The organism is Streptomyces sp. GC420, assembly GCF_009916105.1.
Lineage (GTDB): Bacteria > Actinomycetota > Actinomycetes > Streptomycetales > Streptomycetaceae > Streptomyces.
Genome location: NZ_JAAAXQ010000055.1, coordinates 1 through 15,243 on the forward strand (window position 1 = coordinate 1; position 15,243 = coordinate 15,243).

General features: G+C 70.3%; 14 protein-coding genes and 1 pseudogene. 9 read left to right on the plus strand and 6 right to left on the minus strand.

The window, feature by feature from the left end; translation table 11 throughout:
* Positions 1-536 precede the first annotated feature (536 nt).
* Complete coding sequence (locus GUY61_RS09840; protein WP_166629701.1) at positions 537-1,922, minus strand: cystathionine beta-synthase; 1,386 nt, start codon at positions 1,920-1,922, stop codon at positions 537-539.
* A gap of 180 nt (positions 1,923-2,102) precedes the next feature.
* Here GUY61_RS09840 and GUY61_RS41500 point away from each other — a divergent pair, with 180 nt between their 5' ends.
* Positions 2,103-2,936, plus strand: coding sequence for a LuxR C-terminal-related transcriptional regulator (locus GUY61_RS41500; RefSeq protein WP_166629702.1), 834 nt, complete (start codon positions 2,103-2,105; stop codon positions 2,934-2,936).
* A 73-nt stretch (positions 2,937-3,009) separates the two neighbouring features.
* Entirely contained in the window at positions 3,010-4,053 is a 1,044-nt protein-coding gene (locus tag GUY61_RS09850) for an SGNH/GDSL hydrolase family protein (RefSeq protein ID WP_166629721.1), read from the plus strand.
* 444 nt (positions 4,054-4,497) lie between these two features.
* Here the strand turns inward: GUY61_RS09850 and GUY61_RS09855 are convergent, their stop codons facing one another.
* Positions 4,498-5,514: an aldo/keto reductase gene (locus tag GUY61_RS09855; RefSeq protein ID WP_166629703.1), complete on the minus strand. Its 1,017-nt coding sequence runs from the start codon at positions 5,512-5,514 to the stop codon at positions 4,498-4,500.
* Between the two features lie 166 nt (positions 5,515-5,680).
* Between GUY61_RS09855 and GUY61_RS09860 the strand changes: the two genes are divergently transcribed.
* From GUY61_RS09860 to GUY61_RS09870, 3 genes are all read left to right on the plus strand, one after another.
* Positions 5,681-6,652, plus strand: coding sequence for a helix-turn-helix transcriptional regulator (locus GUY61_RS09860; protein WP_166629704.1), 972 nt, complete (start codon positions 5,681-5,683; stop codon positions 6,650-6,652).
* A 115-nt stretch (positions 6,653-6,767) separates the two neighbouring features.
* The gene (locus GUY61_RS09865) at positions 6,768-7,988 is read left to right on the plus strand and encodes an acetyl-CoA C-acetyltransferase (RefSeq protein ID WP_166629705.1); all 1,221 of its coding nucleotides are present in this window, start codon (positions 6,768-6,770) and stop codon (positions 7,986-7,988) included.
* Positions 7,989-8,320: 332 nt separating this feature from the next.
* Positions 8,321-9,142 carry a hypothetical protein gene (locus tag GUY61_RS09870; protein WP_208105774.1) on the plus strand — a complete coding sequence of 274 codons (822 nt, stop codon included), beginning with the start codon at positions 8,321-8,323 and terminating at the stop codon, positions 9,140-9,142.
* A gap of 39 nt (positions 9,143-9,181) precedes the next feature.
* Here the strand turns inward: GUY61_RS09870 and GUY61_RS09875 are convergent, their stop codons facing one another.
* Entirely contained in the window at positions 9,182-9,487 is a 306-nt protein-coding gene (locus GUY61_RS09875; RefSeq protein WP_313896599.1) for a hypothetical protein, read from the minus strand.
* Between the two features lie 139 nt (positions 9,488-9,626).
* Here GUY61_RS09875 and GUY61_RS09880 point away from each other — a divergent pair, with 139 nt between their 5' ends.
* Positions 9,627-9,857 carry a DUF4287 domain-containing protein gene (locus GUY61_RS09880; protein ID WP_166629706.1) on the plus strand — a complete coding sequence of 77 codons (231 nt, stop codon included), beginning with the start codon at positions 9,627-9,629 and terminating at the stop codon, positions 9,855-9,857.
* A 151-nt stretch (positions 9,858-10,008) separates the two neighbouring features.
* Here the strand turns inward: GUY61_RS09880 and GUY61_RS09885 are convergent, their stop codons facing one another.
* Positions 10,009-10,902, minus strand: a complete 894-nt coding sequence (locus GUY61_RS09885; RefSeq protein WP_166629707.1) for a Bax inhibitor-1/YccA family protein — start codon at positions 10,900-10,902, stop codon at positions 10,009-10,011.
* 96 nt (positions 10,903-10,998) lie between these two features.
* Between GUY61_RS09885 and GUY61_RS09890 the strand changes: the two genes are divergently transcribed.
* The 3 genes from GUY61_RS09890 (at position 10,999) to GUY61_RS09900 (ending at position 13,750) form a co-directional block, all read left to right on the plus strand.
* Positions 10,999-11,454: a DoxX family protein gene (locus GUY61_RS09890; RefSeq protein WP_313896600.1), complete on the plus strand. Its 456-nt coding sequence runs from the start codon at positions 10,999-11,001 to the stop codon at positions 11,452-11,454.
* Between the two features lie 383 nt (positions 11,455-11,837).
* Positions 11,838-12,206 (plus strand): hypothetical protein, encoded by a 369-nt coding sequence (locus GUY61_RS09895; protein WP_166629709.1) that lies wholly within the window; start codon positions 11,838-11,840, stop codon positions 12,204-12,206.
* A gap of 314 nt (positions 12,207-12,520) precedes the next feature.
* Positions 12,521-13,750, plus strand: coding sequence for a hypothetical protein (locus GUY61_RS09900; RefSeq protein ID WP_166629710.1), 1,230 nt, complete (start codon positions 12,521-12,523; stop codon positions 13,748-13,750).
* A 61-nt stretch (positions 13,751-13,811) separates the two neighbouring features.
* Here GUY61_RS09900 and GUY61_RS09905 read toward each other — a convergent pair whose 3' ends face one another.
* Positions 13,812-14,195, minus strand: a complete 384-nt coding sequence (locus GUY61_RS09905) for a hypothetical protein (RefSeq protein WP_243766326.1) — start codon at positions 14,193-14,195, stop codon at positions 13,812-13,814.
* Between the two features lie 706 nt (positions 14,196-14,901).
* Positions 14,902-15,142: pseudogene (locus tag GUY61_RS09910) on the minus strand (transposase family protein); the annotation flags it as partial.
* Positions 15,143-15,243 lie beyond the last annotated feature (101 nt).

Consider the following 15,243-nt stretch of genomic DNA (forward strand, 5'->3'; position numbering starts at 1 on the left):
GGCACGCCAGTCCCGGTGACACCCGGGCGGAGCCGTACGTTCCGCGTCACCCGGCCGGGGACCGTGGCGGTCGGCGGGGCCGCGCGCGGACGCGGGGACTTCCCGTGTCCCACGTCGAGCGGCGGGCGATGGGAGCGGCCGGAGAGCCCGGAGAGGCCGCCCGGGAGAGCCAGGAGCCCGAAGGGGCCTGCGGCGCCGGGCCGGAGAGCCGGTCCGGCCGGAGGGCGCAAACGCGGAAAAAAGCTGAGCGCGGGGACCGCCGCACCCCCGGTCACCCGGGGGGCGGGACGACGGCGGTCCCCGCGAGGGACACGGGCCGGGTCAGGGCCGGTCTGCCGCGTCCGGGCGTCTGTGGAGGTCCGGGAGCCGCTCCGGAGGTCCTTGACGCCGCTTGTGGTGTCGGTTGTCGCTTCTCGTTCCTTCCGACGACCACCAATGTGCCGGACGCGTGTTAAGCGTGTGCTGCGGGGACGTGACGCGCTCGTACCACTTCCACGAAGCTTCGGCCCGCCCCCTCAGTTGCGTCTCCGCCGTGCCTACTTGGCCTCGTTGGCCAGGAACGCCAGCAGGTCCTGACGGCTCACCACACCCGTCGGCCTGCCCTCGACCAGGACGATCGCCGCGTCCGCCGTACCCAGCACGCTCATCAGGTCGCCGACCGGCTCCCCGGAGCCGACCTGCGGCAGCGGCGCGCTCATGTGCTTCTCCAGCGGGTCGTCCAGCGAGGCCCGCTGGGTGAACAGCGCGTCCAGCAGTTCGCGCTCGACGACAGAGCCGACGACCTCGGCTGCCATCACGTCGGGGTGGCCGGCGCCGGGCTTGACGATGGGCATCTGGGAGACGCCGTACTCGCGCAGCACCTCGATCGCCTGGCCGACCGTCTCGTCCGGGTGCATGTGGACCAGCGAGGGCAGGCCGTGCTCCTTGCGCTCCAGCACGTCGCCGACGCTGGGCTGGCCGCCGGAGTGCTCCAGGAAGCCGTAGTCGTTCATCCACTCGTCGTTGAAGATCTTGGAGAGGTAGCCGCGGCCGCTGTCCGGCAGCAGGACGACCACGACGTCGTCCGGGCCCAGCCCCTCGGCCACCCTCAGCGCCGCCACCACGGCCATGCCGCAGGAGCCGCCGACGAGCAGGCCCTCCTCCCTGGCGAGGCGCCGGGTCATCTGGAAGGAGTCCTTGTCGGAGACCGCGATGATCTCGTCCGCGACATCACGGTCGTAGGCCGTGGGCCAGAAGTCCTCGCCGACTCCCTCGACGAGGTACGGGCGGCCGGAGCCGCCCGAGTACACGGAGCCCTCCGGGTCGGCGCCGATGACCTTCACCCGGCCGTCGCTGACGTCCTTCAGGTAGCGGCCGGTGCCGGAGATCGTCCCGCCGGTGCCCACACCCGCCACGAAGTGGGTGATCCTCCCATCGGTCTGGTCCCACAGTTCGGGACCGGTGGTCTCGTAGTGCGAGCGCGGATTGTTCGGGTTGCTGTACTGGTCGGGCTTCCACGCGCCCGGGGTCTCCCTGACGAGGCGGTCGGAGACGTTGTAGTACGAGTCCGGGTGCTCGGGGTCCACGGCGGTGGGGCAGACCACGACCTCGGCTCCGTATGCCCGCAGCACGTTGATCTTGTCCGTGGAGACCTTGTCGGGGCAGACGAAGATGCACTTGTAGCCCTTCTGCTGGGCCACGATGGCGAGCCCGACACCGGTGTTCCCCGAGGTCGGTTCGACGATCGTGCCGCCGGGCCGCAGTTCCCCGCTCTGCTCGGCCGCCTCGATCATGCGCAGGGCGATGCGGTCCTTCACCGAGCCGCCGGGGTTGAAGTACTCGACCTTGGCCAGGACGGTCGCCTGGATGCCTTCGGTCACCTTGTTGAGCCTCACCAGCGGGGTGTTGCCGACAAGGCTGATCATCGAGTCGTGGAATTGCACCGTGTTCTCCGGGTTCTCCGTGTGATGCGGCCAGCGTACGGCGTAACGGAGAGGCCGGTCCTGCCACAGCGATAGGGTCTGCCGTGGCGCATGCGCGACACGTCGCGGTTACGCCACGCGCAAGGCCGGGCCGGCGGCCGGACGACGGCCGCGGAGGTTCTGACGACTGGGGGTGGGCGAGTGTCCGACGACACGGGACGGCACGCGCTGTTCACGGCGGCGCTGGCCTCACTCGCCGCCGCCGCGGAGCTGGGCCGCCGCCAGGAGGAGGAACTGGCGGCCGTGCAGGAGCGGCTCAACGCGCTGTCCTCCGGGGCCACTCCCGAGGGCCGCAGGCTGCCCGCGCTGCCCGGCGGGCTCGCGGAGGTGCTGTACGGCGCCGAGGTGCAGCGCGAGTGCGTCGTACAGATCCAGCGGCAGGCCCGCAAGGAGGTGCTGGGCTTCGTGCGGCCGCCGTACGTCGCCAACAACTCAGAGCTCCAGCAGGAGCGGATGGCGGCCGGGATCTCCTACCGCGCCCTGTACGAGGCGAGCGCGCTGACGCAGCCCATGTCGCCGTCCATGCCCGTCGCCATAGCGATCGGGGAGCAGGCCCGCGCCATTCCGCACGTACCGGTGAAGATGCTGATCGTGGACGGCGAGCACGCCCTCCTGCCGCTCTCCCCCGACCAGCCGGACTTCACCTCCGGCGGACTGCTGCTCCTGCACAAGTCGGTGCTGGTGGACGCACTGGTGGAGATGTTCGAGGACCGCTGGTCGCGGGGGACTCCCCTGCACATCACCGAATCGGGTGAGATCCGCCCGCCCGACCCCTCGCGCGACCAGGAGCAGCCGGAGCTCGACACCCAGCTGCTGTCCCTGCTGCTGTCCGGCCTCCCGGACAAGGCGATCGCCTCCCAGCTGGGGGTTTCGCTGCGGACGCTCCAGCGCCGCATCAGGGCCCTGATGGAGACGACCGGTACCGCCAACCGGACGCAGCTGGCCTGGTACGCGGCCCAGCAGAGCTGGGCCTGAGATTGAGCACCTCCCGGTACGGGGCAATGAGTCCTTGTACGGCGACGGGAGGCGGTTCATGTCGAGGGCGAGGGTGGCACGGCGGATCGCCGCCGGTGCGGCGTACGGCGGCGGCGGCATCGGACTGGTCGGGGCCGCGGGTGTGGGGCTGCTGCTGGCGGAGGCGCAGCTCGCGCGGCGCTCCGTCGGCGGATTACCGGTCTCCGTCCCGCGCTGCTCCGGCCGCTACGGCAAGGACTTACCGCTGCGTCCCGGGCAGCGGGAGCTGCGGTTCGGGATGCTGGGCGACTCGACGGCGGCCGGGCAGGGCGTGCACCACTCCCGGCAGACCCCGGGCGCACTGCTGGCCTCCGGTCTCGCGGCGGTCGCGGAGCGCCCCGTCGACCTGCGCAACGTCGCCCAGCCCGGCGCCCAGTCCGATGACCTGGCCCGCCAGGTGAGCGGGCTGCTCTCGGATCCCGCCTGGCTGCCCGACGTCTGCGTGATCATGATCGGCGCGAACGACGTCACGCACCGGATGCCGATGACCCGGTCCGTGCGCTACTTGTCGGAGGCGGTGCGCAGGCTGCGGTCGACCGGTTCGGAGGTCGTCGTCGGCACCTGCCCCGACCTGGGCACCATCGAGCCGGTCTACCAGCCGCTGCGTTTCCTGGCACGGCGGGTGAGCCGCCAGCTGGCCGCCGCGCAGACCATCGGCACCGTTGACGCGGGCGGCCGCACGGTCTCCCTCGGGGACCTGCTCGGTCCCGAGTTCGCGGCCAATCCGCGCGAGCTGTTCGGCCCCGACAACTACCACCCCTCCGCCGAGGGTTACGCCACGGCCGCGATGGCGATCCTGCCGACCCTGTGCGCCTCGCTGGGGCTGTGGCCCGAGGAGGACCGGGTGGACGTCTCGCGGCACGAGGGCATCCTGCCCGTCGCCGAGGCCGCGGCGGAGGCGGCCTCCGAGGCCGGCACCGAGGTCTCCGGCGCCCGCGCCCCGTGGGCCCTCCTCAAGCACCGGCGGCGCCGCCGCCTGCCCGCCGCTACCGAGCCCGCCCGCGCCCCGGCGCCCCCGGACCGCACGACCCCGGACCGCACGACCCCGGACCGCACGACCAGGCGCCCCGCGGGCTGAACGCGCGGGCCGAACGCGCGGGCCGAACGCGCGGGCCGAAGGGCCCCGGTCCCCGGCAGGGGCCGGGGGCACCTGACGGCAGATGCCCTGCTCCGGTCCCGGTCCGTTCCCGTTCCGGAAACGGCGGCCGCGCACCCGGAGAACCCGGGTCCGGGCTGAGGCGCGTACCCCCGGTCGACACCGCCAGGGGCCTGCCCCGATCCGCAGTGCCGCTGTGAAACGGCGGCCGCGCCCCGGAAGGCCCGGGTCCGGGGCGGAGAGCTGCGTACCCCCGGTCGACGCCGCCAAGGCGCTCGCCCCGGCCGGGCAGGCCCCGGATCGGCCCCGGACCGCTCCCGACGGGACAGCGCTCGGCAAACCGTCCGTGCGCGGGCCCGGGCGTTCCCGGGTCACCCGGCACGGGCCGGGACGCCGCGGGTACGGCCGTCGGCGTGATCAACACACCTAGCGCGTGCGGCGGCGGAGGGAGGGGTCGGTGAGTGCCGGCTCCTCCACGAAGTAGTTGTCCGCGCGGTTCAGGTCCGTCCCCGGCGGCACGATCGCGTCGATCCGGTCAAGCACCGCGTCGTCGAGGGTGACGTCCGCGCCGGCGAGCAGGTCGGTGAGCTGTTCCATCGTGCGGGGCCCGATGATCGCCGAGGTCACGGCCGGATGCGACCGTACGAACGCCAGGGCCAGGTGCGGCAGGGACAGGCCCGCGTCCGCGGCGACCTTCTGCAGTTCGGCGACGGCGGCCTGCTTGGCCGCGTTGCCGGGCAGGGACGGGTCGAACTTGTCCTTCTCCAGCGCCGCCCGCCCGCTCGCCGACAGATCACGCCCGGACAGCCAGCCCGCGCTGAGCGGTCCCCAGGTCAGCGTGCCCATGCCATAGCGCTGCACGGCGGGCAGGACGGTGCCCTCGATGCCGCGGGCGAGGATCGAGTACGGCGGCTGCTCGGTGCGGAAGCGGACGTGGCCGCGCCGTTCGGCGGTCCACTGGGCCTCGACGATCCGGTCCGCGGGGAAGGACGAGGAGCCGATGGCCCGTACCTTCCCCGACCGCACGAGGTCGGACAGGGCGGACAGGGTCTCGTCGATGTCCGTCTGCGGGTCGGGGCGGTGGATCTGGTAGAGGTCGATGTAGTCGGTGTCCAGGCGCCGGAGGCTGTCCTCGACGGCGCGCATGATGTAGCGCCGCGATCCGCCCGCCTGGTTGGGGTCCTCCCCCATGGCCGACCGGAACTTGGTCGCCAGGACGACCTCCTCGCGGCGGCCCTTGAGTGCCTTGCCGACGATCTCCTCGGACTCCCCGGCGCTGTAGATGTCGGCGGTGTCCACGAGGTTGATCCCCGCGTCCAGCGCCGCGTGGACGATCCGCACGGAGTCGTCGTGGTCGCGGTTGCCCCAGGCCCCGAACATCATCGCGCCGAGCGCGTACTCGCTGACCGAGATACCGGTTCCGCCCAGGATCCTGCGCTTCATATGGGTCGTGCCTCCTCGGGCCTCATCACTTCCGGTGCCACCGGCGCACCGGTGCCTGCCGTCGAGCCTCGCCGTTCCCCCGGTGCGGGACCAGGCCCGGTCCAGCCTGGGTCCGCCAGTACCAGGCAGGCCGGTCCGGGCGGAGTACCCGGGTGATACTCGGCTCATGGCAGTCCGACCGGAACCCGACATCAGCGCTTTCCTCAAGTCCCGCCGCGCCGCCCTCGACCCCGCGGAGCTGGGCCTGCCGGGCGGCGGCCCGGGCCGCCGCCGGGTGCCCGGGCTGCGGCGCGAGGAGGCCGCCCAGCTGGCAGGCATCAGCGTCGACTACTACACCCGCATCGAGCAGGGCAGGACGCAGAACATCTCCGACGCCGTCCTGGACTCCGTCGCCCGCGCGCTCCGGCTGACGGACGACGAGTACACGTATCTGCGCAGCATCGCCTACCCGGTCCGCAGGACGGCCGCCGCCACGGCCTCCCAGCGGGTCCGTCCGGGGGTGCGGATGCTGCTGGACTCCATGTCCGGCGTGGCGGCGTACGTGCACAACCGGGCAACCGACGTGCTGGCCTGGAACGCGCTCGGCGGCCGGTTCACCTACGACTTCGCGGCGCTGCCGCCGCGGGAACGCAACCTCGCCAGGCTGTACTTCCTGCACGAGGAGCGGTCCCGTGCGCTCTACCCGGAGTGGGACAAGGGCGGCGAGTACATGGCGGCCCGGCTGCGTGCCGAGGCGGGGCAGCACCCCGGGGACGCCTCGCTGGGCGCCCTGATCGGCGAGCTGCTGGAGCGCAGCGCGGCGTTCCGGCGCTGCTGGGACCTCCAGGGCGTGCGGAGCCTCTGCTACGGGGTGAAGCACATCACCCATCCTGTGGCCGGCGAGCTGTGGCTGCACTACGAGTCGCTGCTGCTGCCGCCCGACACCGGCCAGTGCCTCGTCACGTTCACGCCGGAGCCGGGCTCGGTGTCGGCAACGGCGCTGGGCCTGCTCACGGGGCGTCCGGAGGGCGGTGGGACGGGCTTCGCAGTGGACGGTGCCCCGCCCGCCGGGGCGGCCGGCGGGGCGGGCGAGAGGACGGCCGCCGCCGGCCGGGGCGGGGCACGCGGCGGGAGCGCGATCACGAACCCAACGAACTGAGCGGTTGCTTAGAAATGCGGCTCGCATCACACTGAGGTAATCGTGACCCCGGCGGTACGTGCGGGTAACTTCCCGGATAGTCCGCTCAGCCGCCCACCAGTCTCATGGAGCCGTGATGCCCGAAGCCGTGATCGTCTCAGCCGCCCGTTCCCCCATCGGTCGCGCCTTCAAGGGCTCGCTCAAGGACCTGCGGCCCGACGACCTCACCGCGACCATCGTCCAGGCCGCCCTCGCCAAGGTGCCCGAGCTCGACCCGCGGGACATCGACGACCTGATGCTCGGCTGCGGTCTGCCCGGCGGCGAGCAGGGCCACAACCTGGGACGCGTCGTCGCCGTGCAGATGGGGATGGACCACCTCCCCGGCTGCACGATCACCCGCTACTGCTCCTCCTCGCTGCAGACCTCCCGGATGGCGATGCACGCGATCAAGGCGGGCGAGGGCGACGTCTTCATCTCGGCCGGCGTCGAGATGGTCTCGCGGTCCGTGAAGGGCACCTCCGACGGCCTGCCGGACACCCACAACCCGCTGTTCGCCGAGGCCGAGGCCCGCACCGCCGCCGTCGCGCAGACCGAGGGCTCCACCTGGCACGACCCCCGCGAGGACGGGCTGGTCCCGGACGCCTACATCGCGATGGGCCAGACCGCCGAGAACCTGGCCCGGCTCAAGGGCGTGACCCGCGAGGAGATGGACGAGTTCGGCGTCCGCTCGCAGAACCTCGCCGAGGAAGCCATCAAGAACGGCTTCTGGGAGCGCGAGATCACTCCCGTGACGCTCCCCGACGGCACGGTCGTCTCCAAGGACGACGGCCCCCGCGGCGGCGTCACCCTGGAGGGCGTGCAGGGCCTGAAGCCGGTGTTCCGCCCCGACGGCCGGGTCACCGCCGCCAACTGCTGCCCGCTCAACGACGGCGCCGCCGCCCTCGTCATCATGAGCGACACCAAGGCGCGCGAGCTGGGCCTGACCCCGCTGGCCCGGATCGTCTCCACCGGCGTCTCCGGCCTCTCCCCCGAGATCATGGGCTACGGCCCGGTCGAGGCCAGCAAGCAGGCGCTCCAGCGCGCGGGCCTGTCCATCGGCGACATCGACCTGGTCGAGATCAACGAGGCCTTCGCCGCCCAGGTGATCCCCTCCTACCGCGACCTCGGCATCGACCTGGACCGGCTGAACGTCAACGGCGGCGCGATCGCCGTGGGCCACCCCTTCGGCATGACCGGCGCCCGGATCACCGGCACGCTGATCAACAGCCTGCAGTTCCACGACAAGCAGTTCGGCCTGGAGACCATGTGCGTGGGTGGCGGCCAGGGCATGGCGATGATCATCGAGCGCCTGAGCTGAGCCCTCACCACGGCTGATCCCTCACCACGGCGGGGCGGACGGAGGAGCGGGCGGTCCCGAGCGGACCCGCGGGCGGGTTTACCCGCGCGGCACCCCCGCCCACCGCCCCGATCCCTTGCCGTGACCGAATCTCCCCCAGGATGTGACTTTTCTCCTGGGGGAGATACGTTTGCGCAGGTCACAATCGTGGGAGGTCGTCGTCGCTCGAACCCCCGCTCGTAAGACCCGTCCATTTCGTGGCGTAATGCACTGACAATGCTTCTCGGGTCACGACAAGCTGAAGTAGAAAGTCGGGGGATCCGAATGGAAACGGGAGTACGTCAGTGAGCGCCATGCCCCTCGCACTGCTGCTCACCACGGCCGCCGCCACGGCCGTGGGGGCCGCCGCGCTGCACGCGGCGCACGGTCTGCGCAAGCAGGTGTCCGCGCTGCGCACCGAGCTGGCCGCCGCGCCCGGCCGCCACCAGCTCCAGGTGCCCGCCCCCCGTGAGACCCCCGCCGCGGAGATACGCGCGGCGGTCGCCGAGGCTCTCGCCGACGAGCGGGAACGCGAGCTCGCCGAGGCGCGTGCCTTCTGGGCGGCGCAGGACTCGCGCGATGCCGCGGACGCCCCCTCGCTGCTGGGCGGCCTGGCCGGTCTCGGCGAGGACGCCCACCTGTTCCTGCCGCGGCAGCCCGACTTCGCGGGCCTCGACATGGACCTGGGCCTCGAACTCGATCTGGACGCCGAGTTCGACCTTCCGGAGTCGGACGAGGGAATGCCCGTTCCCCCGGCCGACTCGCCCGAGCTGGCCGCGGCCCGCCGCCGGCACCCCTCGCACCCGGACTTCGTGCCGGTGCAGCCGGCTCCGTCCCTCGACCACGAGCGCACGGTGGACCGCCTGGAGGCACTCACCCAGGCCCGTACGGCGCTCGCCGACGTGCGGCCGGGCCCCCTGGGCACCCTGGACGTGTACGTCTTCGCCGACGGCACCACGCTGTGCATGACCCCGGGCCACCGCGAGACCGCGGAGCGTCTCGCCTCCGCACTGCGGACCGGGGACGCCCCGTTCCTGCTGGGCGGCTCGGGCATCTCCGGCGCCTTCGCGCTGACCTTCGCCTGTGGCGAGGACACCGTCTACATCCTGGCGGACCGGGTCATCGCATCCCTGTGACGGGGCGACGGGCCTGACAGCGTAACGGGAGCACGGGCCTTACACCCGGTGCGTCACCGACTCGACCAGCGCGACGGCTTCCTCGAGTTCCCGCGGGTCCCTGATCACGGCCGCCAAGTCGTTCCCTGCCACCAGGACCTGGTCGGCGACCGTGAACATCCCGGCGTCCGGGATCTCCCTCACCGGCGCGTCCGGGGCCTCCAGACGCTGGGCCCGGGCGGACAATTCCCTGGCCAGGTCAAGTCCCTCACCCGCCGCCCCCCGCTGCAGGCGGCTCTGCGGAGCGGCCCGCAGCCGGTCGGCGATTCGGTCCACGGCGTCCAGCAGAGGGGTCGCATCAAGCACGCCGCGACCCTACGCGCCCCGGCGGGGCTGTTGCCAATACGCGCGCACTCAGGCACGGTGGCGTGAAGGAAGCCCGGCGTCGTGCGTCCGCGTATCTTCGGTCGGGCAGCGGCAGCATCGAAAGCGTCCGGAGGCGCCGATGTCCCAAACCTTCTCCGAAGAGACCCACCGGAATCTTCTCTCCCGCATCCCACACTGCACCGGTCGTGAGATCTCCGACTGGATCCGCGCCGTCGACGAAGGCCCTGCACTCCTCCGCTTCGAAGAGAAGGTCAGCTGGCTCCGCACAGAACACAACCTCGCGTACGGACACGCCAAGGCGATCGTCCACGAGTACGACCTGAGGCGGGCCGCGCGGAACCTGCGCTAGCAGCCCCGACAGGACACAAGACACGAGACACGCACAGGAGACGGGGGAAGACCCCCGGGAACACGAGGAAAGGGCCCGGAGGCGCCGCAGCGCTCCGGGCCCTTCCTCATGCCCTGTGCCTCGTGCCCGGGAGCCTCCCGGGCACGGTGCGTCAGTCGTTCCCCTGGAGGATCGCGATCAGGCGCAGGAACTCCATGTAGATCCACACCAGCGTCAGAGTGAGACCGAAGGCGGCCAGCCAGGCCTCCTCGCGCGGCGCGCCGTAGGCGATGCCGTCCTCGACCATCTTGAAGTCGAGGGCCAGGAAGCAGGCGCCCAGGATGATGCCGATGATCCCGAACATGATGCCCAGGCCGCCGCTGCGGAAGCCGAGACCGTCACCGCCGCCGAACACCGCGAACAGCATGTTCACGGCCATCAGCAGGACGAATCCGATGGCGGCCGCCATCACGAAGCCGTAGAAGCGGCGGTTGACGCGGATCAAGCCGGTCTTGTAGGCCACCAGCACGCCGGCGAAGACGGCCATCGTGCCGATCACCGCCTGCATGGCCGCGCCATTGGCGATGTGCTCGTCCACGGCGCTGCTGATGACGCCGAGGAAGACACCCTCGAGCGCGGCGTACGCCAGGATCAGCGCGGGCGAGGCCTTGCGCTTGAAGGACTGCACCAGCGCGAGCACGAAGGCCACCAGGCCGGCGCCCACGGCGATGCCGTACGACTTGTTGATGTTCGCGGCGTCGACCGGCAGGAACCACCAGGCGAGGGTCGCGGTGACGATGAGCGTGCCCAGCGTCGTCGCGGTCCGCATGACGACGTCGTCCATCGTCATGGCGCCCGTGCGGGCCGGAGCCTGCGGCGGCATGCCGGGCTGCACGTCCTGCTGGGCGTACGGATTCGCGTACGGGTTGCCGGCGCCCTGGGCATACGGGTTGCCCTGAACGGTGCCAACGGCGGGGCCCCCGGCCTGCGGCGCGGTGTTGAAGCCCGCGTAGCCGTTGTCGCGGCTGAACCCCCGTCGCGAGAAGACCGGGTTGCTGCTTCTCATTTCACTCCTCCACGGCCGCCCTGCGCGGCCTTGCGTCAAGAGTAATGGGTGAGCAAAGAAATCAACCTAGTGCTCGAGGATGATCTTCCCCCAACCGTGACCACTACTCCAGAGGTATACGGAGGGACGGGTGACGGCCCCGGCCTTCTGATCGTTCGTTCCTGCCTTCGCCTTCCCCCTCCCTTGCCTTCCCCTCTGCCTCTTCCCACGGCGCGGCATGAACACCAGGACCGGCACCGCCCGCACCCACCGGCACACCTGCAGAGCCAGGAGCAAATCCAGCCCATGACGGGGTGGGCCGATCGCGTCCCCGTCCCGCTCGTCAGGCTCACCGGGACGCCGGGGATCCTCGGCGCGGCATGCCTGCGCCTGCCTCCACTGACCGGGAGGTCGTCCTGGCTCGCCGTCGCCACGGCGACCGGCCTCGTCCTGATCCAGGCCGGGGGCATCGCGGTCCGCGTTTTTCGCGGCGCGGCCCGGCAGATCGGACTCACCATCGCCCTGCTGGTGGCCGCCGCCGCGGCCGCCTGGCCGGGGACCTCCCGGCTCTGAAAGTCGATGCCGAGGCCGGTGACGGCCAGGTCCTGTTCGTACAGCCTCTCGAGAATGGTAAGACATAACGTTGGACACTGTGTCCGATCCCTCTTAGGATCGCTGTCGTCGACGTTCGCATCCAGGTTGTCAGCCCATCAGAGGGCCGAGGCCGTCAGCCCCAGAGAGGACGAGCGGGCCACACGCGCTCGTCGATCGCCTTTTGCCCGCAGCCGACTCGCCGAGTGTCTGGCCAGCCTCGCGGTCACGCTGACGTCGGCGCTCCGCTCCTGTTTCACAGAGCGGACGAGACCGGTCGACCACAAATCGATACGACCAGAGGGAGAACAAGGAAAATGAGGAAAATAATCTCGACAGCGGCAATCTTATCCGCACTCTGCGGCGTGGCAGTATCACTGGCTGCCCCCTCCTCCGCCAAGACCACGGAGCCCGTCACGGCCCAGGGCGACTTCGCATGGTTCTACACCCAACAGAACTATGGCGGCAGCGCTTACTCCTACTACTCGACTGAACGTGGTATCAAGGTTTTCCCTCAGCCGATCAATTCGGTGATTGCCTTCCCTTCGGGATACCGGGAAATATGCGGACTCGGAGGATACGGATCCCAGGCCAAGTATGGCTTCGAGGCCGGAAAGTCGTACGCGTGGATTGGGGCGCCATTCTCGGCCAGCGACCCGCTTCTGTCGGCCGCTCCGAACGGCACGTTCGTCGGGGTAGACCCCACGGGTGCCGCCCTCTTTATCGAATGTTGACGCACTCTGAGTAAAACCAGAGAGCGTGGTTCATGCGCACCAAGACGCGCTCGATGCGGGCATGGGCCTTCCGGTGGAGCCGTCGTACGCCTCTCCACTCAGGGAAAATCTTGGCCGCGCCGGCGCCCGCGCGAGGCGAGCAGCCCTCTGCCAGGCAGTCGCTGCCGGCGATCGTGACGGTCTTATCGGGGCGACCTTCACGCCGTTCGTCCCCCTGCCCGGCGGCTCCCTGTCGGGCAGGGGCCGCCGACCTGAGGACTCAGCCAGGGCGGGGCCTCCCGAGTGGATTCGTATCGCCTTCAAGGAGGAGTGTCATGATTCATCTCACGAATCGATCCCGCGATAGAGCCTCAAAATACGGCACCCGTGGATCTGACTCGCCGAAGTCGGAAATCCTTGAAGGTTCACGAGATCAATCGGGAAGTTTTTCCCTTCTCCGCATGCCGCAGCGACGGGCCGCGGAGCCAAAGGCCAGGATCATCGTTGCCGCCTCCCTCACGCTTACCGCTCTAGGAGTCCTGGCCGTCAGCCATGCCAGGCAGGGCGACCTGCACCGAGCTCAGCCAGAGGCGGTATCCGACAGCAGGATGATCTTATTGTTGAAGAGTTTACTGCCGGAGGGGAAGGTTTCCCAACCCCTTGGTCTAGGCACAGGGAACAGCGGATACAAGCCAGCAGCCCAGCTGATCTTTGACGATGGTCACGGCCCTTCACTCATCAAGGTGTCCATAGGGAAACTTTCGATTCCTTTCCCCCAGGACGCCTCCGCATGCCCCTACAGGGCTTACCAGCCGTATGGTGAATGCGATCACGAAACACTGAAAAATGGCGACACCATAACACTGAACAGGGAGATGAGAAGCCATGGGAAACCTCACAGCGTCAAGCAGTGGACTGCTTTGTTCACCACCAAAGACGGGAGTCAGGTTTCCGTCTCGGAGTGGAACGCCGAATCTCCCGAGGCTCGAAAAACGTCTCGACCGACACTTCCGCTGGCAGAGGGTCAACTGAAGGCGGTCGCCTCTTCCGGTGTCTGGCGTGAGGTGGTGTCAGCGGTTCCCGCGGCGACAACGCCGCCACCTCCGCCGAGCACCCCCCTGATGACAAGAGAGAAGATACGGGAAGTTCTCCGGAGTGGCCTCCCTCGGGAACTTCGCGTGGCCGACGAAGAGGGGCCCGACAGCGGATTCGTGGCACTGACAGTTGACGACGGAGCCGGCAAGGCACTGCTCACTGTCAGCGTGCAGAAGTGGAAGCCCGAAAGCGCGGACATTGGAGCGCTATTCAGCGAAGTCGCTCCGCGACCTGACGGCCTGTTGGCCATGGTTCGCAAGAGTACCCCCACTGTCGGCTACGGCAAGGGCACGATCGAATGGGGTGCAGACACTCTCCGTAATGATGGAGTGAGAGCTCTGGTAACTGAGATAAATGCCCCGGCCTATGGCTTGGCCGCCGAGCGTCGAAGTCACCCACTGACGAAGAAGCAACTTATGGAGATCGCTCTCTCCATAAGCGAGGCGGCGACAGCCGAGTCGACTCGTTGATGTGGGCGTGGAGGCCACGGTCTCCACACCGCGCACGCAGTCGGCGGCACGCCGGACCGGATCACGACCGGAAGCCGCCGCTACCCGCGGTACGCCAGGACCGGAAGACCCGGCCGACCGCGGCAGCGAACGGCCCGGGCGCGGCCGATGACGTATGCGGCGGCCTCGGACCGGTCTGCGCCGGGTGCACCGCCACGGTGCACCGCCCGAACACGGCCTGCTGGTCGACGTCGTACCAGTCCGGGCCGAGACGGTCAGCGTCCTCCAAGGCGGCGTCAATCCGTGCCCAGGGGTCCGCCGCCTGGGTCCCCCGCGCGTGCGCGATCGCGCACCGCAGGTGCAGCGCACCGCGCAGCGACACCGCCGCGTCCCCGGCGTGCCTGCCGGACTCCAGCGGCTCAAGATCCCGGAGCGCGGCCTCCGCGACCGCGACGGTCTCCCGCAAAGACGCCTGGTGCAGCAGTGCCCCGCACCGGTCTCACGCGACCGCGGCCTTCACCACCGGGTCGCCGAGCTGCGCCCCGCGGGCCTACAAGCCTGCGGGGCGCAGTCCTGAGCACGCGTCAGCAGCAGACGTGCGAGCGGACGCCGAGGCGGAGCCGCGGTTCTTCACCCGTCCGTGCGCCCGCCGCGGCCCGCGCCCGTTGACGGGGCGGCAGAAACAGGGCCGCGGCGCCTCCCGCGCGGGCGGGTCCGCGGGCGGCGACGACCCCCACGCGGCGGCCCGTCGCCGCACCCGTCCCCGGCGTGCCCGGTCGCGCCCCGAACCACAGAAACGATTCTGCGCGTGTGGCGCCGATCTTCCCGGTCAGACGTCAGGCGGAGGATTGTGCCCGGAACCGGACTCGAACCCGAACCGGCACCCACTTTGACCTGCGATCTTCCACCGACCAGCGAGAACGGCGCCCGTTTCGGTCCGTTTCCCTCCGTCTCTCCCCGTCCGCGCCCGGCCCCGTGCTCCCACGGGAGCACGCCCGTGAGCACGCTCCTCTGGCGGAAGCAGTCCGACTGGGTCCGCCGGGGCCGAGCTGCGGATTCACACGGCCCGCCAGGCATGAACGCACGCCGCCCCTTACGGTCGGGGCCTGGCATCACAACGGATCGGATCACGGCTGGAAATCGCCGCTACCTGCGGTCCGCCTGGCCCGGCAGGAAAGGGTCTCCCACCGCCCCCAGCACGGGGTACGGACCGCGCCGCCGCCACCCCCGGTAGCCCTTGTCGGCCCAGTACATGTATATCGGCTCGGCGAGGGCGTCGACGATGCCGTGTTCGCGAGCCGCGCGGACACCGTGGACGGCACCGGGCAGGACCGGTGCCGTCCACAGCAACCGGCCGAAGGGATGGGCGAGGACCTGCACGTTCATCCCGTGCTTCTTGTGCTTCCCCGAGTGTGCGCCGTGAGGTGCTTGTTGTTCGAGCGGAGGTGAAAGACCACCACCAACGTCCTGTCGCAGCAGGGCGGTTGAAGCTGGGGGCAGCCTGATCCGGGAGG

Excerpts from the sequence above, each read along its gene's own strand:
- GUY61_RS09900 (WP_166629710.1), top strand. The coding sequence starts at position 12,521 with ATGATTCATCTCACGAATCGATCCCGCGATAGAGCCTCAAAATACGGC.
- GUY61_RS09865 (WP_166629705.1), top strand. The coding sequence starts at position 6,768 with ATGCCCGAAGCCGTGATCGTCTCAGCCGCCCGTTCCCCCATCGGTCGC.
- GUY61_RS09885 (WP_166629707.1), bottom strand. The coding sequence starts at position 10,902 with ATGAGAAGCAGCAACCCGGTCTTCTCGCGACGGGGGTTCAGCCGCGAC.
- GUY61_RS09880 (WP_166629706.1), top strand. The coding sequence starts at position 9,627 with ATGTCCCAAACCTTCTCCGAAGAGACCCACCGGAATCTTCTCTCCCGC.
- GUY61_RS09855 (WP_166629703.1), bottom strand. The coding sequence starts at position 5,514 with ATGAAGCGCAGGATCCTGGGCGGAACCGGTATCTCGGTCAGCGAGTAC.
- GUY61_RS09860 (WP_166629704.1), top strand. The coding sequence starts at position 5,681 with ATGGCAGTCCGACCGGAACCCGACATCAGCGCTTTCCTCAAGTCCCGC.
- GUY61_RS09870 (WP_208105774.1), top strand. The coding sequence starts at position 8,321 with ATGCCCCTCGCACTGCTGCTCACCACGGCCGCCGCCACGGCCGTGGGG.